At 63.1% G+C, this 21,090-nt stretch carries 8 protein-coding genes and 1 pseudogene; 6 read left to right on the top strand and 3 right to left on the bottom strand.

Annotated features, from left to right (window positions below; genetic code table 11):
- Positions 1-1,898, bottom strand: a 1,898-nt coding sequence (locus MSIMFI_RS26445) for a type I polyketide synthase (RefSeq protein ID WP_191499896.1), incomplete at its 3' end; no start/stop codon positions are given.
- Positions 1,899-2,494: 596 nt separating this feature from the next.
- On the opposite strand from MSIMFI_RS26445, the gene MSIMFI_RS26440 reads away from it, so the two are divergent.
- The 5 genes from MSIMFI_RS26440 to MSIMFI_RS26420 all read left to right on the top strand — a co-directional run bounded on the left by MSIMFI_RS26440 (position 2,495) and on the right by MSIMFI_RS26420 (position 14,586).
- The gene (locus MSIMFI_RS26440; RefSeq protein ID WP_191499898.1) at positions 2,495-4,780 is read left to right on the top strand and encodes an acyltransferase family protein; all 2,286 of its coding nucleotides are present in this window, start codon (positions 2,495-2,497) and stop codon (positions 4,778-4,780) included.
- Between the two features lie 294 nt (positions 4,781-5,074).
- The gene (gene pks2 / locus MSIMFI_RS26435) at positions 5,075-11,374 is read left to right on the top strand and encodes a sulfolipid-1 biosynthesis phthioceranic/hydroxyphthioceranic acid synthase (protein WP_191499895.1); all 6,300 of its coding nucleotides are present in this window, start codon (positions 5,075-5,077) and stop codon (positions 11,372-11,374) included.
- A gap of 37 nt (positions 11,375-11,411) precedes the next feature.
- The gene (locus tag MSIMFI_RS26430; RefSeq protein WP_191499894.1) at positions 11,412-12,662 is read left to right on the top strand and encodes a glycosyltransferase; all 1,251 of its coding nucleotides are present in this window, start codon (positions 11,412-11,414) and stop codon (positions 12,660-12,662) included.
- A gap of 87 nt (positions 12,663-12,749) precedes the next feature.
- The gene (locus MSIMFI_RS26425; RefSeq protein ID WP_224770461.1) at positions 12,750-13,541 is read left to right on the top strand and encodes a GAP family protein; all 792 of its coding nucleotides are present in this window, start codon (positions 12,750-12,752) and stop codon (positions 13,539-13,541) included.
- 118 nt (positions 13,542-13,659) lie between these two features.
- Complete coding sequence (locus tag MSIMFI_RS26420; protein ID WP_191499893.1) at positions 13,660-14,586, top strand: glycosyltransferase family 2 protein; 927 nt, start codon at positions 13,660-13,662, stop codon at positions 14,584-14,586.
- A gap of 17 nt (positions 14,587-14,603) precedes the next feature.
- Here MSIMFI_RS26420 and MSIMFI_RS26415 read toward each other — a convergent pair.
- Positions 14,604-15,547 (bottom strand): annotated as a pseudogene (locus tag MSIMFI_RS26415) (phthiotriol/phenolphthiotriol dimycocerosates methyltransferase).
- A gap of 135 nt (positions 15,548-15,682) precedes the next feature.
- Here MSIMFI_RS26415 and MSIMFI_RS26410 point away from each other — a divergent pair.
- On the top strand, positions 15,683-19,195 hold the full coding sequence (locus tag MSIMFI_RS26410) for an MMPL/RND family transporter (protein WP_191499892.1): 3,513 nt from the start codon (positions 15,683-15,685) through the stop codon (positions 19,193-19,195).
- A 36-nt stretch (positions 19,196-19,231) separates the two neighbouring features.
- Here MSIMFI_RS26410 and MSIMFI_RS26405 read toward each other — a convergent pair whose 3' ends face one another.
- Positions 19,232-20,983 carry an AMP-binding protein gene (locus MSIMFI_RS26405; protein WP_191499891.1) on the bottom strand — a complete coding sequence of 584 codons (1,752 nt, stop codon included), beginning with the start codon at positions 20,981-20,983 and terminating at the stop codon, positions 19,232-19,234.
- Positions 20,984-21,090: the final 107 nt, after the last annotated feature.

Below are 21,090 nucleotides of genomic sequence, written 5' to 3'. Positions count from 1 at the left end.
GAGTGACCGATCACCGCGCCCGGCCGCACCCCGTAAGACTTCATCGTCGCCGCCAGCGCCACCTGCATGGCAAACACGGTCGGCTGCACCCGATCAATGCCCGTCACCACCTCCGGTGCCGACATCGCCTCAGTCACCGAGAATCCCGACTCCGCGGCGATCAACGGCTCCATCTCAGCGATCGTCGCAGCGAACACCGGTTCATTGGCCAGCAAATCAGCACCCATCGCCGCCCACTGCGAACCCTGACCGGAAAACACCCACACCGGGCCCCGATCATCCTGCCCGACCGCCGCCACAAACGGGACCTCACCACCGGCGACCTCACGCAACGCCCCGGACAGCTCGGTAGCGGTGCTGGCGAGCACCGCGGTGCGCACCGGGCGGTGCCCACGCCGGCGAGCCAGTGTGTAGGCCAAATCCGAGATAGCAAAATCGGGTCCTTGTGCGTCAACCCAATCAGCAAGCCGCCCAGCGGTTTTGCCCAGCGATTCCTCGGTGCTGGCCGACAGCGGGAACACCAGCGCGCCATCGATACCCGAATCCTCGTCCGTCGCTAGGGATTCGGGGGCTTCGAGAGCTTCGGGAGCTTGTTCCACAATGGCGTGCACGTTGGTTCCCGAAATGCCATATGACGACACCGCCGCCCGCCGGGGCACTTCCTGATCGTTCGTGGGCCACGGCGTATTCGCTTGCGGCACAAAGAGTTCAGTATCAATCCTGGCGAGTTCGTAAGGCAGAGCGGTGAAATGCAGATTCTGCGGAACAACGCCGTGCTGGACGGCCAGTACCGCCTTCATCAGCGCCAGCGCTCCAGCCGCCGACTGCGTATGGCCAAAATTGGTCTTTACCGACCCCAACGCGCACCGGCCGTCGACTCCATATACCTCGGCCACGCTGGCGTATTCGATGGGATCGCCGATAGGAGTCCCAGTGCCATGCGCCTCCACCATGCCGACGGTGGCCGGGTCCACGCCAGCCGCGGCCAACGCCGCGCGATACACCTCGACCTGCGCCTCCGCCGACGGCGTCGTGAGATTGGTCGTGTGACCATCCTGGTTGGCAGCCGTGCCACGCACCACAGCCAGAATCCGGTCACCATCCCGCTGCGCATCCGCCAACCGCTTGAGCAACAAAACGACGCAAGCCTCGCCGACGACGAACCCATCCGCCGCGATATCGAACGCCAGACAGCGTCCCTTCGCAGACAACATGCCCATCGCCGAGTCCGAGGCGAACCGCCGGGGTTCAAAGATCGCGTAGACACCGGCCGCGAAGGCAAGGTCACTTTCGCCGTCCTGCAAGCTCCGGCAGGCCAGGTGCGCTGCATACAGGCCGGACGAGCAGGCAGTATCGATCGTCACCGCGGGACCGCGGAGCCCTAACGCATGGGCGACCCGCCCGGACGCGAAGGAGGAATTGGTACCGGTCTTCCCGTACGGCCCCGCCAAGGCCCGGGCTTCGGCCTGGACGAATTGGTAGTCACTTTGAACCAAACCCACAAAAACGCCCGTGCGAGAGTCTGCCGTCACACCCGGAGTGAGACCGGCATGCTCCATCGCCTCGCACGAGGTTTCCAGCAGCATCCGGTGCTGCGGATCCATCGCAGTTGCTTCATCTTCGCTGATGCCGAAGAACTCCGGATCGAAGTCGGCCGCGTTATCGAAAAACGCGCCCCACCTACACGCCGATCGACCAGCCGCGCCCGGCTCGGACTCGTAGAACTCGTCCGCGTCCCAGCGATCCAGGGGAATCTCGGTGACCAGATCGTCGCCACGCAGCAACGCCTCCCAGAACCGGTCAGGTGAGTCAATGCCCCCCGGCAACCGGCACGCCATCCCAATGACGGCAACTGGCGTAACGCGCGTCGTATCCACGGTCCGTTTCTCTCCATACATATGAGTCAGTTCTTAGCACTGGCTTCGACCCCCCATCAGCGCTTCGAAGAACATCGCTGAAATTCGTAACGAGCCGGGAACAAACCGCGGCATCCGCACCTATAGCCCAGCAACCCCCATCGAAAGCCAACCATAAGTGCGCGGCGTCATCAGAGCTTACCGGCTCAGCCCCACAAGCGCGGAAAATCGTGCTGGCCCCAGCAACGCCGGTGTCGCAGGGCCCGCGCCGACCAGCCGGGATCGAGAACGTCCGCAGCCTCGCACCTTCGGATGATCCACTTGCGGCGTCGCCCATAACCAGAGCATCGGTGCGGTGAGCAGCATCGAGCATCCGCGGGAACGTCGAAATCTAGGCAGAGCGGGTGTTATCACTAACTTCTGGTCCGGCAGCACCGACCCCAATGCCCAGAAAGGCTGGGCTGCGTCTATTCGGTGGCATTTCACCACCGAGACTCGCGATTGCCCACTCCATGTCCGCCGACACGCAGGACTGATACGTACGCCACATCAGGCGCCGAGACGCGCCACGCCACGCCAGCTACTCGACGAATCCGCTACATGGGTCTATCGGGTCCACTTAACATACCTGGGTGATCATGCGCCAGTCCGGCACCGTTAGCCCTTCCGGCACCGTTAGCCCTTCCGATACCGTTAGCCCTTCCGCCACAATTCGCCCTTCCGCCACCGTTCGCCCTGTTGAAAAGGTGCAGGGTGAGGGCTCTTCAGAGATCGGGTTTCGTCCGGATATCGAGGGCCTGCGCGGCCTCACCCTGTTGGCCATTTTCGGCTTTCACGTTGACATGCCGGGTGTGGGTGGTGGGTTTGTCGGCCCGGACATATTCTTCTTCATCTCGGGCTTCGTCATCACCGGACAGCTCTGGCGCGAGGTGAGCAGCACAGGTACCGTCGCCCTGCGCAAGTTCTATGGGAAGCGGGCCCGCCGACTGCTGCCGGTATCGGCCACGGTAGGCGTCGTCACCGCGATCGCTTCGGCACTCCTGTTACCCCCGCTGCAGGCCAAAAGCGCGCTTATGGACGGCATCGCCAGCGCGTTGTACGTCCCCAACTTCTGGTTCATTGGCCAACAGGTCGACTATTTCGCCGGCAACGCGTCGCACTCGCCGTTCCAGCACTACTGGACTTTGGGCGTGGAGGAACAGTTCTATCTGCTGTGGCCACCCATGATCGTCGGTACCGCGTGGCTCATCCGGCGTATGCGTCGGCGCGCCAAAACCGATGCGCCCCCGTCGAAAACCCCATATGTGGTGCTCGTTGCGCTAGTTGCAGTTCTGTCGTTCTCGCTGTCGCTGATGATCACCTACGTAATGCCGCTGGCGGCGTACTTTTCGCTGCCCACGAGGGCCTGGCAGTTGGCCGGTGGCGCCCTGATCGCCCTCACGGCCAGCCACTGGCGCCGACTCCCGAAGCGAGTCGCGGTGATCACGGGATGGGTCGGACTGGCCCTGATTCTGTTTGCCTGCGCCTATTTGACCCCGGACACCCCTTATCCGGGTACCGCGTCGCTATTGCCCTGGGTGGGCACTGCGCTGGTGATCGGCGCGGGCTGTGCCACACCGACGCTGGGCTGCGGGCGCGTCATGGGGGTGGCGCCGATGCGGGCACTCGGGCGGTGGTCGTACTCGTGGTATCTGTGGCACTGGCCGGCGCTGGTGTTCGCGGCGGTCTTGGTGGGTCACCCGTTGGGGGTGGTCGGCAAGGTGTTGGTGGTTGCTCTCTCCGGCGTGTTAGCGGTGCTCACGCTGCGTTTCGTCGAGAACCCGCTGCGGTACGCGGCCTTCCTGCGCAAGTCTCCGGGGAAGAGTCTGGCGGTTGGCGGTCTCGCCTCGGCACTAGCGGCCTGTGTGAGCGTGGTGTTGATGCTATGGGTGCAATCGATACCGCTGCCTATCCCGGTTGGACGCGGCGCGCAGGCTGCGCCACTGACGATCACTCCCCCGCGTGTCCCGACGGGGGACGATATTGAGGCCTACGACGCGGCGGTGCAGAACGTGTTCTCGCAGGTACAAGCCGCGGTCGCGGCATCTGCCGACCTGAAAGCCGTACCGTCGAACCTGAACCCTTCGCTTGCCGACGCGCCCGGCGAAGTTGGGGCCATGTTGTTCGACGGCTGCCTGCGCGCGCCTTTCCAAGCCGGACAGCCCGAGTGTGCGATGGGCGACACCGCCTCCAAAACGACCGTGGCGATGGTCGGCGACTCGCATTCGTCAATGTGGATTCCGGCGTTCCAGCAAATCGGCGCGCTGCGGCCGTGGCGGCTGGAAGCCATGGCCAAGGCGGCCTGCCCAATGATGGACCTGCCCATCGCCAACCGCTTCGTTAGGCCACTGGTCGAATACATGCAACGCTGCGAGCAATGGCGCGGTCAGATCCTCGACCGGTTACGCGCCGAGCACCCGAAGCTGGTCATGGTCAGCGTGTTCCGGGGCTACACGGCCACCCACAGCAACGGGTTCCTGTCGGGTTTCTCGTCATACGACCCGGCGTGGCTCGACGGCCTGACCCGCCTGGTGCGCCAACTGCGCGAAACCGGTGCCAAGGTGCTGGTGCTCGGGCCACTCCCGCACCTGAACACATCGGTGCCGGGCTGCGTGTCTGAGCACCTCGAAGACGCGACGGCTTGCTCGCCGCCGATGTCGTTCGCGTTCAACCGGCCCGGCATCGCGGCCGAGGCCGCCGCCACCAAAGCCGGCGGCGGACAGTACGCCGACCTCACCGACCTGTTCTGCACCGCGAACCGTTGCCCGGTCATCATCGGCAACACCCTGGTTTACGTCGACGCGGGTCACCTGACGCTCGAATACTCCCGGCTGTTGGCACCTGCAATCGCGGCCCTGGCCGACCGCGCGCTCGCCCACAGTTGATATCCCACGGATTGGCGACACCCACCACCAAAAGAATGCGCGATCCCCGCGTCCCGCCAGCAAATTTCTAGTACGTCCGCACGATTTTTCCACATCTGCAGTGTTAACCAGCTACGCTGCTGATCACTTCATGAACTATAGGTTGGCTTCGACGCGGGGGTTGTGGCTGGCGCACGGCGCAGCGATGTTCCCTGGCCCGGATCGAGATTCGAAGTCGGAATCGCTGATGCCACTCGAAGCCGCTGATCGGACCGGAAAGCGCTGGAAAGCACTGGTAGGGAGAGGTGAACGACCGTGGACAGGACTGGTATCACTCCAGTTGCCGTCATCGGTATGGCATGCCGGCTGCCGGGGGGCATCGACTCCCCCGAGCTGCTCTGGGAGGCGTTGCTCCGCGGCGACGACCTGGTCACCGAGGTTCCCTCAGACCGCTGGGACGTGGAGGAGTTCTACGATCCCGAGCCAGGCGTTCCTGGTCGCACGGTGTGCAAGTGGGGCGCGTTCCTGAATGACGTCGCCGACTTTGATCCCGAGTTCTTCGGGATCTCAGAAAGAGAAGCGACGGAAATGGATCCGCAGCACCGCTTGCTCTTGCAGACCTCGTGGGAGGCCATGGAGCACGGTGGTCTGACTCGTGACGCATTAGCCAGCGTGCAGACCGGTGTGTTCGTGGGATTGATGCATGACGACTACCTATTCGTGCACTCAGATGCCCAGGCATTAGAGGGGCCATACGGGTACATGGGCAATAGCTTCGCCATGGGATCGGGGCGCATCGCCTACGCAATGGGACTGCACGGTCCAGCGATGACGGTAGATACCGCGTGCTCGTCGGGCCTGTCCGCAATCCACCTCGCCTGCCAAAGCTTGCACGACGGCGAAAGCGACGTTGCGCTGGCGGGCGGCGCTTCGGTGATGTTTGAACCCCGCAAATTGGCCTCGGGATCCGCCATCGGAATGTTGTCCGCGACGGGGCGCTGCCACGCCTTCGACATCGCCGCGGACGGTTTCGTTTCTGGCGAGGGCTGCGTGGTGCTGTTGCTCAAGCGGTTGCCCGATGCGTTGCGAGACGGCGACCGAATTCTCGCCGTGGTGCGTGGCACCGCCGCCAACCAGGACGGCCGCACTGTAAACATCGTGACTCCGTCGCAGCCCGCGCAGGTCGCGGCGTATCGGGCGGCGTTGGCCGCGGCCGGCGTGGACCCCACAACGGTCGGCATGGTGGAGGCACACGGCCCCGGCACCCCTGTCGGCGATCCCATTGAATACGCCAGCCTGGCCGAGGTATACGGCAGCCACGGGCCCTGTGCGCTCGCATCGGTGAAGACCAACTTCGGACACACGCAGTCGGCCGCTGGAGCGTTGGGGCTGATGAAGGCGGTCCTAGCCGTCCAGCATGGCGTGGTTCCGCAGAATCTGCACTTCACCAAGCTGCCCGACGAGCTCGCCCGAATCGAAACTAACCTCTTTGTGCCGCAGCAGACGACGCCGTGGCCAGTGAGCGCGCACGATGCACCCCGAAGGGCAGCGGTGTCGTCGTACGGGTTCTCCGGAACCAACGTGCACGCCATTGTGGAGCAAGCCCCCGAAGCCCCCGAAGCCTTAACGACAGACGACGCCCCAGGCATCGATGGCGCGCTGGTGTTCCCGCTATCAGCTAGCTCGCCGGAGGCACTGCGCGAAACCGCTGCGCGACTTGCTGATTGGGTCGATGCACAAGGGCAAGATTTCGCGATCTCGGACCTGGCCTACACGCTGGCTCGCCGGCGTGGGCACCGATCGGCGCGCACTGCCGTGCTGGCGAGCACCGCTGCCGAGCTGCGCGACGCGTTGCGTGAGGTCGCCGATGGTGAGGTCCCGTATCCGCCGGCGGCCGGCCAGGATGACCGGGGCCCGGTGTGGGTGTTTTCCGGTCAGGGCTCGCAGTGGGCGGCGATGGGTGCCGATCTACTAGCCAATGAACCGGTTTTCGCCGCGACGATCGCTGAGATCGAGCCGTTGATCGCAAAAGAGTCCGGGTTCTCGGTGACGGAGGCGATGACCGCGCCGGAGGTCGTGACAGGTATCGACCGTGTGCAGCCGACGCTGTTTGCCATGCAGGTGGCGCTGGCGGCCACGATGAAGTCTTACGGGGTGCGGCCCGGCGCGGTGATCGGCCACTCGCTGGGTGAGTCCGCGGCGGCGGTGGTCGCCGGTGCACTGTCGGTGGAAGACGGGGTGCGGGTGATCTGCCGGCGCTCCAAGTTGATGACCCGCATCGCCGGATGCGGGGCGATGGCGTCGGTGGAATTGCCTGCCCAGCAAGTGCTTTCGGAGTTGGTGGGGAACGGCGTCAACGACGTCGTGGTCGCGGTGATGGCCTCGCCGCAGTCCACCGTGATCGGCGGAGCCACCGAGACGGTGCGCGATCTGGTCGCGGCGTGGGAACAGCGAGACGTAATGGCCCGCGAGGTGGCCGTCGATGTGGCCTCGCACTCTCCGCAAGTTGACCCGATCCTCGACGACCTGTTCGAGGTGCTCGCCGACATCACCCCGCTGACCCCGGAGGTGTCCTACTTTTCGGCGACGTCGTTTGACCCGCGCGAGGAGCCGTATTGCGACGCAAGTTACTGGGTGGACAACCTCCGGCACACGGTGCGCTTCGCAGCGGCGGTGCAGGCCGCGCTCGAAGACGGATTCAGGGTCTTTACCGAGCTCTCACCACACCCGCTGTTGACCCGCGCGGTCGATCAAACCGCCCGCAGCCTCGACATGTTGTCAGCTGCCCTGGCCGGGATGCGACGCGAGCAGCCGCTGCCACACGGGTTGCGCGAGCTGCTGGGCGACTTGTATGCCGCGGGCGCGGCGGTGGACTTCTCGGTGCTCTACCCCGGTGGGCGTTTGGTGGACGCGCCGCTGCCGACCTGGAGTCAACGTCGGCTGCTGTTGACCCGTGGCGGCCAGGATTCGCAGGTGCGCCGCACTTCCATGGTTCCGGCGCACCCCATGATGGGCGTGCATGTCCGGCTGCCTGAGGAGCCGGAGCGTCACGTGTGGCACGGTGACGTCGGTACCGAGGCACTGCCCTGGTTGGCCGAGCATCAAATCCACGATGCGGCCGCCCTCCCAGGGGTTGCCTATTGCGAGATGGCGTTGGTCGCGGCCCGCACCGTTCTCGGCGAGGCATCCGAAGTCCGCGATATGCGTTTCGAGCAACCGCTGCTGCTCGACAGAGCAACCCCTCTCGGCATCACCGCAACGGTCGAGGCACCCGATGTCTTCGCCTTCGCGGTGGAGACTAACCGGGACGGAAAATATTCGCCGCAGGCCACCGCCTTCCTGCACTTCGCCGAGGACATCGACCAGCCACCCGTGAAAGACCTGGCCCAGCTGCTGGCGAACCATCCACGGGCGGTGGACGGCGGTGAGATTCGACAGTTGATGGACAAGCGTGGTCACCGACTGGGTCCGGCCTTCGAGGGTCTCGCCCGCGCGCACACCGCCGAAGGTGCCGGTAACACGTTGCTGGCCGAGGTCTCCCTGCCGGGCCCGCTCCGCCCCCAACAGGGTTCTTACGGGGCGGTGCATCCGGCGTTGCTGCATGCGTGCTTCCAGTCGGTGGCAGCCCATCCCAGCGTCGGCAGTGCGGTCAACGGTGGTCTGCTGTTGCCGTTGAGTGTGCGCCGGCTGCGCGCCTACGGCTCGGCTCGCGGCGCTCGGTACTGCTACACGACGGTGACCGCGTGCGGCTCGCAAGGTGTGGAAGCCGACCTGGATGTCTTGGACGAGCATGGCGATGTCCTGTTGGTCGTGCGCGGGTTGCAGATGGGTACCGGCGTCTCGCAAGACAGCGAGCGCGATCGGGTTTTGGGTGAACGGTTGCTGACCATCGAATGGCACCAGCGCCAGCTGCCCGACAAGGCCATTACCGAGCCCGGGGCATGGCTGTTGGTCAGCACCAGTGATGCGGCCGACTTGGTGGCCACCGAGCTGATCGATGCGTTGAAGGTCCACGACGCGCAATGCCCCGCCATGTCCTGGCCGCTCGACGCCGACCATGCGGCCCAGGCCGAGCGGCTGCGCGGCCAGCTCGAGGCGGGCGGGTTCACCGGTGTCGTCGTGCTCACCGCGCCGCAGACCTACCCAGAGCAAGAGTCCGGGATCCGCGGCGGTGAATATGTTGAGCATCTCGTGCGTATCGCCCGTGAGCTCCCGGAGCTCCTGGGCCACGCGCCGCGGCTATATGTGCTGACCAGCGGCGCCCAAACGGTGCTGGCTGAGGACCGCGCCAATCTCGAGCTGGGCGGGCTGCGTGGGCTGCTGCGGGTGATCGGCGCGGAGCATCCGCACCTGAAGGCCAGCTACATCGACGTCGACGAGCACACCGGCACCGAGCAGGTGGCGCGCCAACTGCTATTGGCTAGCGACGAAGACGAAACCGCCTGGCGCCATGACGAGTGGTACACGGCCCGGTTATGCCCGACCCCACTGCGGCCCGAAGAACGCCATACCACCGTCGTTGACCACAGCGAAGCTGGTGTACGTCTACAGATCGGCACGTCCGGTGATCCGGAAACATTGGAGCTCGTGGCATTCGACCGGGTGCCGCCGGGGCCCGGGCAGATCGAGGTCGCGGTCAACGCGTCCAGCGTCAACTTCGCCGATGTCCTGGTCGCCTTCGGCCGCTACCAAACCTTCGACGGGCAGCTGCCCCAACTGGGCCTCGATTTCGCGGGCGTGGTGACCGCCGTCGGACCCGACGTCACCGACCACAAGGTCGGCGACCACGTGGGCGGCCTGTCCAACAACGGCTGCTGGAGCACGTTCGTCACTTGCGATGCTCGGTTGGCCACGAGCCTGCCCGAGGGACTGACCGATGCCCAGGCCGCCGCGGTAACCATCGCGTCGGCCACCGCGTGGTACAGCCTGCATGACCTGGCGCGGATCAAGGACGGTGACAAGGTGCTCATCCACTCCGCAACGGGTGGGGTGGGTCAGGCGGCGATCGCGATCGCACGCGCCGCCGGGGCCGAGATCTACGCCACGGCCGGCACCGAGCAGCGTCGAGAACTGTTGCGCGGCATGGGAATCAAGCATGTTTATGACTCCCGCGGCGTCGAGTTCGCCGAGCAGATCCGGCACGACACCGACGGCTACGGCGTGGACATCGTGCTGAACTCGTTGCCCGGTGCCGCGCAAGTGGCCGGGATCAAAGTGCTGGCCCTGGGTGGACGATTCGTCGAGATTGGCAAGAGCAATATCTACTCCAACACCCGACTGGAGCTCTTCCCGTTCCGCCAGAACCTCGCGTTCTACGGTGTCGACTTGGCGTTGATGTCAGAAAGTCACCCCGATCAGGTCCGCAAATTGCTCAACACGGTGTACCGGCTGACCGCCGACGGCGTGCTGCCGATGCTCGAAAGCTCCCAATATCCGTTGGCCGATGCAGCCACCGCGATCCGCCTGATGAGTGCGGCCGAACACACCGGCAAGCTCATCCTCGACATCCCTCACGTCGGGCGTAGCAGCGTCGTCATGCCCCCCGAACAAACGCACGTGTTCCGTGCTGATGGTTCCTACATCATCACCGGCGGCTTGGGTGGGCTCGGGTTGTTCCTCGCCGAAAAGATGGCCAGCGCCGGCGCCGGCCGCATCGTGCTCACGTCACGCTCGCAACCCAGCCAAAAGGCTTTGGAGACTATCGAACTCATTCGCGCCATCGGATCCGACGTGGTGGTGCTATGCGGCGATATCGCGCAAGCCGGCACCGCCGAGAAGTTGGTGGCAACAGCCACCGCCACCGGTCTTCCATTACGCGGTGTCCTGCACGCCGCCGCCGTCGTGGAGGATGCGACGTTGGCCAACATCACCGAGGAGCTGATCCAGCGGGACTGGGCGCCCAAGGTCCACGGCGCGTTGCAGCTGCACGAGGCCTTGCAGAAGATGGAAGCCAACCAACCCCTCGACTGGTTCTGCTCGTTTTCCTCGGCGGCGGCCCTGGTCGGCTCACCCGGTCAGGGCGCTTATGCCGCGGCCAACAGCTGGCTGGACGCCTTCACGCACTGGCGGCGGGCCCGCGGCCTACCGGCCACCTCCATCGCCTGGGGCGCTTGGAGCGAGATCGGTCGCGCCACGACCTTCGCCGAGCAAACCGGCGACGCGATCACCCCGGAGGAGGGCGGCTACGCATTCGAGGCGCTGCTGCGCCACAATCGCACCTACACCGGCTACGCTCCGGTCATCGGATCACCGTGGTTGACAGCCTTCGCCCAGCACACTCCGTTCGCCGAGGCGTTCAAATCCGCTGCGAAGCATTCGGGCGGCAGCAAGTTCCTCAGCGAGCTGGACACACTCCCTCAGGACGAGTGGCCCGCCCGGCTTCGCCGAATGGTGTCCGAACAAGTCGGCCTAATCCTGCGTCGCACCATCGATGTCGACCGCATGTTGACCGAGTATGGCCTTGACTCGCTGAGCAGCCAGGAACTTCGCACGCGGATCGAGGCCGAAACGGGGATACGCATTGCCGCCACCAACATCAACAGCACCGTGCGGTGGTTGGCGGATCTGCTGTACGACGAGCTGAGCTCCAAAGGGGATGCGCCTGCTCCCGCCTGACGTCCGAGAACGCGAGTGAGGAGGCTGAGCTCCGTCGATGAAATTTGTCTTGGCAGTCCACGGCACGCGCGGCGATGTCGAGCCTTGCGCCGCAGTTGGTGCGGAGCTGCTGCGGCGAGGACACGAAGTGCAGATGGCCGTCCCACCCAACTTGCTCGAATTCGTGGAGACGGCGGGGTTGACTGGCGTCGCTTACGGACTCGACTCAGGGGAACAGATCAACGCGGTCGCAGCGTTCGTTCGCAACCTCACCAGGGCGCAGAATCCCCTCAACCTCGCGCGCGCCGCCAAGGAACTCTTCGTCGAGGGTTGGGCGGAAATGGGCAAGACGCTGGCCACGTTGACCGAGGGCGCCGATCTGCTGATGACGGGCCAGGTGTTCCACGGCGTAGCCGCTAATGTCGCAGAGCACTACGACATTCCGCTGGCGGCGTTGCATCACTTCCCGATGCGGGTCAACGGCCAGATCGCGATTCCATTCATACCGACCCCGGCACGACTGATGCGCTCTCTAATGACGGTGTCCTGGCGACTCTATGCGTACATGTCCGAGGACGCCGATCGCGCCCAACGCGACGAACTGGGTCTGCCACCGGCAGCGGCGTCGGCCGCGCAACGGATGCTGGAACGCGGAACGCCCGAAATCCAGGCCTATGACCATGTTTTATTTCCAGGCCTCGCCGCGGAATGGAACGGCCAGCGCCCCTTTGTCGGCGCGCTGACCATGGAGTTGCACACCGAACCGAACGATGAGCTCAAGTCGTGGATTGCGGCTGGAACACCGCCGATCTACTTCGGCTTTGGCAGCACACCGGTCCAATCCCCCAGCGAAACGGTCACGATGATCTCCGATGCCTGCGCGGAGGTGGGCGAACGAGCCTTGATTTATTCTCCCCCGAACAGTTCTACCGACGTCCCGCACGCTGACCATGTAAAGCTTGTCGGCCTGATCAACTACACGACCATCCTGCCCACCTGCCGCGCGGCCGTGCACCACGGTGGTGCGGGCACCACCGCTGCGTGCTTGCGAGCCGGACTCCCCACGTTGATCCTTTGGGAAGTGGCCGATCAGCCGATCTGGGCGGGGTCGGTCAAACGGCTGAAAATTGGCTCCGCCAGGCGTCTTTCGAATATCACCCGCAAGTCTCTGGTCGCAGAGCTCCGATCCATACTGGCACCGGAATGCGCCGCGAGAGCCCGGAAACTCGCCCCTCAGATGACCAAACCCGCCGCCGGCGTTGCCGCGGCCGCCGACCTCTTGGAGAAAACCGTACGCGTGGGCGTCTGACGTGGCCTTTTAGGCAGCTATCCGGTTCCATCGGGGCGCCCCGGCCGGCCGGAACCCGCGAGGGGAATTCGCCGGTAACGCCACGAGATGCGCCGCAACCTAGTAGCGTCCTTCGTGATGTGGACTTACGTCATAGCTCTGGGGTTTGGAGTGCTGATCGACCCTGCGCGAATCGGCATTGCGGCTGTATTGACGTCTCGGCGGCAGGCCATACGCAGTCTCGTCGCGTTTTGGCTTGGCGGCATCGCAGCCGGCATCGGCATTGGGATAGCTGTCCTGATCCTGCTGCACGACATCGCGCTGGGAGCTATTCAAACTGCGACGTCCACCATCGATGATCTACGGTCCGCGGTCGTAATCCTCGCGGGCGGCGGACTTCACGTCACCATCGGGGTGATTGCCCTGGTTTGTTTAGCCACAATGTTGGCCCGTGAACGTGCGCGAGTAGCCACACCAGTGCCAGTAGCGGTAGGCGGCGGCGGCTCGTTGGACGTAATGGAGCAGCCCGGCAAGACGACCCTAGTGTCGCGACTTTCATCCCACACCCAGAACATGCTGGAGCGCGGACGTGCTTGGCCAGCGTTCGTGGCCGGCCTCGGAACGTCGGTGCCGCCCATCGAAGGACCAATGGCGTTGACCGTCATCATGGCCTCAGGTGCTGGCACCCACACGCAGTTCGGTGCATTTATCTTGTTCGTCCTGCTGGTGCTTGTGTTCGTCGAGATTCCGCTGGTCTGCTACCTGGCGGCGCCGCAGAAAACCCAAACGGTGATGCTGTCCATGAATACGTGGCTACGTACTCATCGTCGGCGGGTCATTGAGTTCATACTGGCTTTCACTGCAGCGGTCTTTCTATTCAAGGGTTTCGGCAGCCTCTAAGCCGTGCTGCGATGGTCAGTGGCGAATTGGGAGGTCGTCAGCTACCTGCGCGGCTGGGTGTGCGTTGCCCGGTAATCCATTGAGTGAGGCAACCGTGAATCCCAACAACGTGAACGAAATGCCGGCGAAGCCGCCCATCTCGGTGTGCATACCGATGTACAACAACGGTGCGACGATCGAGCGTTGTCTGCGCAGCATCCTGGATCAGGACGGTGTCGAGTTCGAGATAGTAGTCGTTGACGACGACTCGCCGGACGATTGCGCGACCCTGGCTGCGGCGTTGCTGAGGCCCGGGGATCGCCTGATACGCAATCAAATTCGACTCGGCCTCAACCAGAACCACAACCGGTGTATGGAACTCGCGCGGGGCGACTATATACAGTTCGTGCACGGCGACGACTGGTTGCTTCCGGGCGCCCTGCGGACACTGGCCCAGTGTTTCGATGATCCGACCGTCGGACTGGCTTTCGCGCCGCGACGTATGGTGTATCAGAACATGCCCTTTTGGCAGCGGGTAGGTCCAAGACACATCTACTTTTTGAGGCTGCGAGAATACAACAAGGGATCGTCGCTAGCGGCACAGATGGTTCTTGCCGGCGCCTCCGCCAATTTTATTGGCGAACCGACCTGCGTTATGTTTCGGCGCCAGCTGGCTCTGGAAGTGGGATGCTTTCGCGACGATATCTATCAGCTCGTCGACTTGGATTTCTGGTATCGCTTGCTGCTCAGATCGGCAGTCCGTTTTGTCCCACGAAAGCTGTCGGTGCGCACGAACGCGGCTGCCACCGAATCGGTACGCAACTTGAAAACGCGGCGGGGTTGGCTGGATCGGCTGCGCATTCTCACCTGGCTGATTGTGGATCCGGCGGCGCCCACCGCGATTCGGGCCATGGCCAGAGCGTGGTGGGTACCTACCTGGCTGGGAGCGCAATTGGGGGCCATGGTACTTGGGCCAGAGCGGAAGTCGCGGATGAAGACCCTGACCCAGGCACCCATTCGCGAATTCGCTCACGCCAAGCAGCTACGGGATCGCCTCTCGCTGTAGGCGTTCGCCGCCGCTTATCAATCCTTGACGAAGCAGTACATCCGGTAAGAAATTCCGCCCGAGCGGCGCAGGTCCCAGTCCAAAACGCCCACGGCATAACGCATTCCGGCGACCATGAACGGCGGCACGCGACGACTAAGCAATTCGCGCGATCGCTCTGTATTTGCGGCTAACCCGCGCTTCGCCTCGTCGAGGATGCTCCTTTCCGAGACTTGTCGCAGCGGGGCTTCGGCAAGCGCAGCATCCCAGTCCGCCACAGCGGCCGGCCGGCGGGAATCGGCGTACAGAAAATGCCCTCCGGGCCGCAGCACGCGCGTCACTTCGGCGAGGAAGCCGCGGAAATCGGGGTACTGATGCGAGGCTTCGACGTTGATCACCGCGTCGAAGGTTTCATCCGGGAAGGGCAGGTCTTGGGCGTCGCCCTGCACGAAATCCAGACCGGGCACCTTATGCCTTTCCCGGCAAAGGTTGATGCTGGCCGGGTTCAGATCCAACCCGGTGTACGAGGCCGGACCCAGGTTTCGCGCGATGTATGACGCGCCCCCGCCGGCGCCGCAACTGACCTCCAGCACCTTCTTTCCGGCTAGATCCACCTGGCTCGCCGTCTGGTGATAGAGCTGGATGCAATACCGGTTCGGCTCATCAGAAGGGTCCAATGGCAAGGCCATCGGCGGATCTTCCTCGTAGCCGAAGTTGAAGAACACCACGTCATCGCCCACCTGGCGGGTGCCGAGCGGCAGGATGTACTTCGTAGTGAGCTTGCCGACCAATGGATTGGATTGGAAACGGAATCTGAGGGCCACCGAGAGAGTGTCGCACGCATCGGCAGCGCAAAACGCCGAAAGCCTGGATTTGGGACAGACGCGCAGATCAGGACGGCCGTGCAAGTTTGAGATCGCCGAGTTACCTCGCCAGGACCCTCCAAACCTGCTCGCCGGGAGGACGGAAAGCTTGCCCGCACGCCCCGAACACGCCCGTGACCAGCCAATTCATTGCGCGGTCCACCGAGAACACCCAAAGTAACGCCCACATCACGGTTAATAAGGGAATTATCATTCCCCCACGCGAACGGTAGCTCGGCTTGTACGTTTGTAGGGTGTCAGGGCAGCAGGTCTCGCATGACCAAGCCAAAATCGGGGGGCTCTTCGACCGCATCGGCGGTTTCGTCGTACGGTCGCCGCTGCTAGTCATCGCCTCCTGGATCGCGGTGGCGGCAACCTTGGCATTGCTACTCCCGCCGCTGCAGGTTCAGGCCGCAAAACGCGAGCAACAACCCTTGCCACCCGATGCACCGGTGATGGTCCTGCAGAAAGAGATGGCCACGGCTTTCCGCGAAACGGGAGGAAAGCCCACGTCCCTCCTGATGGTCATCTTGACCAATGAAAACGGTCTGGGACCGGCGGACGAGGACGTCTATCGCAAACTCGTCGACAACCTGCACGCAGACACCGAGGACCAGATAACCGTGCAGGACTTCCTCGGCACACCGCAAATGCGGGAGATCCTGGAAAGCAAGGACAAAAAGGCCTGGAACTTACCCATCACCATCCAAGCCGACGCAGTCGCGCCCGAGGCTCAAGCGGCTTTCCGACACATCGGTGAGATCGTCAAGAAGACGGTCGCCGGAACCAGCCTGACCGCCCACCTCAGCGGGCCCGTCGCCACCGTCGCCGACCTCCAGAGGCTCGGTGAGAGGGACGTCCAGATTATCGAAATCGGCACCATCGTCAGCGTGCTGCTGATCCTGATAATCGTCTACCGAAACGTGCTCACCATGCTGGTGCCGTTGATCACCATCGGCGTTTCAGTGGTAAGCGCACAGGGCGTTTTGTCCGGCCTGGCCGAATTGGGCCTGGTCGTGAACATGCAGTCCATCGTCTTTATGAGTGCGGTAATGATCGGGGCAGGCACGGATTACGCCGTCTTTCTGATCAGTCGCTACCACGACTATGTACGGCACGGAGAGAAGTCGGACGTAGCAGTCAAGAAGGCGTTGATGTCCATCGGCAAGGTGATTGCCGCATCAGCGGCCACCGTAGCCGTCACCTTCCTCGCGATGGTGTTCACCAAACTGGAGGTGTTTTCGGCGGTCGGTCCGGCGATTGCAATCTCCATCATGGTGTCGCTGCTGGCGGCGGTTACCCTGCTACCCGCGATCTTGGTGCTCACCGGACGTCGCGGCTGGATCAAACCGAGACGCGACCTGACCTCTCGTATGTGGCGGCGTTCGGGAACCCGCATCGTGCGCAAGCCCAAGATCCATCTGGTCGGCAGTCTCATCGTGCTCGCCGCCCTGGCTAGCTCCGCCGCCCTGATCCATTTCAACTACGACGATCTGAAGACGATCCCGCAAAACGTGGAAAGCGTTAAGGGCTATGAGGCGATGAATCGCCATTTCCCGATGAACGCGATGACTCCGATGGTGCTCTTCGTCCAGTCATCCCATGATTTGCGCACACCGACCGCCCTAGCAGACCTCGAGATGATGTCTCGCCGGATAGCCGACCTGCCCAACGTTGTGATGGTGCGCGGCCTAACCCGGCCCAACGGGGAACCGCTGAAAGAGACCAAGGTGTCTTTTCAGGCGGGCGAAGTCGGCGGCAAACTCGACGAGGCATCGAATGCAATCGAGGATCATGGGAGCGATCTAGACAGGCTGGCCGGCGGTGCGCACCAGTTGGCCGACGCCCTCGCCATGGTGCGCGATCAAGTCAATGGGGCCGTTTCCAGCGCTAGCGGGCTGGTCAGCATGCTCCAGACCATGGTGGCCCTGATGGGCGGCGATAAGACCATCCAACAACTCGACAACGCGTCCCAGATGGTAGGGCGCATGCGGGCACTTGGTAACAATCTGAGCGGGACCATCACGAGTGCGGAGCAAACTGCCCTATGGGCCAGCCCGATGGTGACGGCTCTAAATTCCAGCCCCACCTGCAACAAAGACCCCGCCTGCGTGACATCGCGCGCCCAGTTGGCAGCGATTGTCGAGGCTGAAAACAACGGACTTCTTAAATCGATCGCAGCGCTGGCTGTCACCCTGCAGCAGACGCGGGAATACCAGACGCTCGCACAGACGGTAGGCAAACTAGATAACCAACTAAAGCAGGTTGTCAAACTTCTCAAAGACGTTAACGGCCTTCCCGCCAAGCTGGCTCAAATGCAACAAGGCGCCGACGCTCTCGCCCAGGGCAGCGCAGCATTGGCCGAAGGTGTGCAGCAATTGGTCGATCAGACCAAGAAGATGGGCTCCGGACTCAACGAGGCCTCCGACTTTCTCCTGGGGATGAAACACGACGCGGAGAAACCGTCGATGGCGGGCTTCAACATCCCACCGCAGATTATGACGCGGGACGAGTTCAAGAAGGGCGCCGCAGTTTTCCTATCGCCCGATGGGCATGCGGCACGGTACTTCGTACAGAGCGCACTCAATGGGTTCACCACCGAGGCCATGGATCAGGTCAACGAGATAGTCCGGGTTGCGGAGTCCACTCGACCGAATACCGAGCTTTCGGACGCCAAGATAGGTCTGGCGGGCATTCCGACTGGATTGCGCGATACCCGCGACTACTACAATGGCGATATCAAATTCATCGTCATCGCGACTATCATCATTGTGTTTTTGATTCTGTGTATCCTACTGCGCGCAATAATTGCGCCCCTATACTTAATCGGTTCGGTGCTGATTTCCTACTTGTCGGCCCTGGGAATCGGCGTCATCGTATTCCAATTAATATTGGGCCAGGATATCCACTGGAGCCTGCCCGGCTTGTCCTTCATCTTGCTGGTCGCCGTCGGCGCCGATTACAACATGCTGCTCATCTCACGGATCCGTGACGAGTCACCGCACGGCGTGCGCGTTGGGGTCATCCGCACCGTAGGTTCGACCGGCGGCGTAATCACCTCGGCAGGTCTTATCTTCGCCGCTTCGATGTTCGGTCTGGTGGCCGCCAGCATCAACACTATGGCCCAGGCCGGCTTCACCATCGGAATTGGAATTGTGCTCGACACGTTCCTAGTACGCACCGTTACCGTGCCGGCCCTCGCGGCGATGATCGGCCAGGCAAACTGGTGGCCGTCGAAGCTGGGACCGAGCAAGGGTGGGCCGCGCAAGCCGCAGCCCCCCTGGGTGCGCAAGCTCAATCGGCGGCTTCCTTGGGTTAAGCACATTCCTGGGCTGAAGCCGCGAGGCCCCGTACCATCGCTGGCCAAGCGCGCTGCTCCAGCAGCCAAACCGCATCGCAGCGGCCACGTTGTGGGCAAGGGCGTGCCACTGACGAAGTTGAACTTCCCAATCCCGACCAAGGACAACGGCAAATTCCCCCTCTACGATCTCGGGGGTCACGCTTTGCCATTGTTTGGCCCGGTCGGCCTGCCTCAACTGAACGGTGGTCAGCGGAAAATGGCATCCGCTTCGGCGCAGATCACCGGCGGTAACGGCGAATGCCCGGCTGACCAGCCGGCCGACCAGACCCTCCCGCTGCTCAGCCTGGTCGGCGCGCCACCCAACGGGAACGGTCACGCGACACAACCGGCCGAAGATCTGGCAACCCACGCGTTACCACTGTTTGGCCCTAAAGCGCGGCCCGCCAACGGCATCGACCATCCATAGCAGTCTCTGACTACGCGGCGAAGATTGCGGGTGCCACTACGCGTCTAAGCGAGTGAACTTCTCGTGACGGTAAAGCTCCACACACTGCGCGCGTCTGACCTTGCCGCTTGTGGTGATAGGAATCGAGCCCTGGGCCACCAGAACCAGATCCGCCACGCTCAGCCCGTGCGATTTCGAAATCGCCGAGGTGACTTCGCGTTTCACGACACCAAGTCGTTCCGCCGCTTCCTCCGCGGACTCGTCCTTCTTCTTGAATTCGATGATGGCGACCAGCTTTTCGGCACCATCGTGAGGAACCGCGATCGCAGCGCATCGGCCTGGAGTGATCTCTTGGATCGTTGCCTCAATGTCGTCGGGCGAGTGGTTGCGCCCGTACACGATCAACAGGTCCTTGATGCGACCCAAAATGAACAGTTCGCCCTCGAAGAGGAAGCCGGAGTCTCCCGTCCTCAGCCAAGGACCTTCCGGTGTGCCGGCGGACGGATTGACAATCTTTGCGCCGAAGGTCCGCGCAGTCACGTCAGGCTTCTGCCAATAGCCGGAGGCGATGTTGCCGCCGTGCACCCAGATCTCACCAACCGTCCCCTCGGGGCATTCGATGCGGGTGTCGGGGTCGACGATGTAGGCCAGCTGGGTGTCCACGACGCCGTAGCTGACCAGCTTCGTGCCACTTTCGCTTTCGGTTTGCTCTGCTCGGCCATCGGGCAGCTTCTCGGAATCGAAGTTGACGATTTTCGGTGGTTCGCCCGCTTTGCGAGTCGCCACGTAGACCGCCGCCTCTGCCATTCCATACGAGGGACGTATCGCCTTTGGGTCGAGGTTAAAGGGGGCGAACCGGTCGATGAATCGCTTCAGCGTCACTGGCTGCACCCGTTCGCTGCCGTTAAGGATGCTGTGGATACCGCCCAGGTCCAACCCGGCCATGTCTTCGTCTTTGGTCTTGCGTGACGCCAAATCGTAAGCGAAGTTCGGCGCGGCGGAGAACGCGAGCGTATTGGTCGCCAACATTTGCATCCACCGGGCCGGTCGCTGTAAGAATCCAATGGGGCTGGTCAGCTTCGCAGGTATACCACCTAACACCGGCAGGATGATCCCCACAAAAAACCCCATGTCGTGATAGAACGGCAGCCACGAGACGATCGTGGAGCCCGGCGGGGCGACCTTTCCGTAGACGCCGTAATAGCTGGACATGATTTGCTCGAAATTGGTGAAAAGATTCTTATTCGAGACCATGACGCCGGCCGGTGTACGGGTCGACCCCGAGGTGTACTGCAAATACAACGTGTCGGGCTGCTCTTGATTGGTCGTGCGACGGCCCGGCGCCGGCCGTCCGTCCAGATCTAGCCGATCGACCTCGATCACTGTTGCTGGTCTCTGGTTCGCCTGCGGCTCCAAGTAGGGGTCGACAAATTCCCGGACCGAGGATGTCGTGAGGATTAATGCAGGCGAGGTATCGGCCAGCACAGCCGTGGTGCGCTCGTCGTGGGCGCCACCATACGGAACCGAGAGCGGAACTGCGATAGCTCCGGCCTGCAACGAGGCGAGAAAACCAACGATATAGTCGAGTCCCTGCGGCGCCAGGATCACTGCCCGGTCACCGGTCGACGCATTTTCTCTGAGCTGTGTTGCCAGGTTCAGCGTTCGCCGATACAACTGCGACCACGTCAACGATTCTTCGACACCGTCCCACGACTGGTCGTAATCAATAAAGGTGAGTGCGATGTCGTTGGGCTGCATGCTAGCGCGCTCGCGCAGCACTGTAGGAATTGAGGATTCAGCCACGGCCAACAGACTACCTTCGTTGGGGATGTTTCTCTTCAAGACCAGGAAACCCGCCGCCCGCCGCGACCGTGTCGATCCGCATCATCGGCACCGCGACGCGCACCCCCGCCAGC

The organism is Mycobacterium simulans (genome assembly GCF_900232995.1).
GTDB lineage: Bacteria > Actinomycetota > Actinomycetes > Mycobacteriales > Mycobacteriaceae > Mycobacterium > Mycobacterium simulans.
This window is presented reverse-complemented; position numbering and strand designations above follow the sequence as displayed.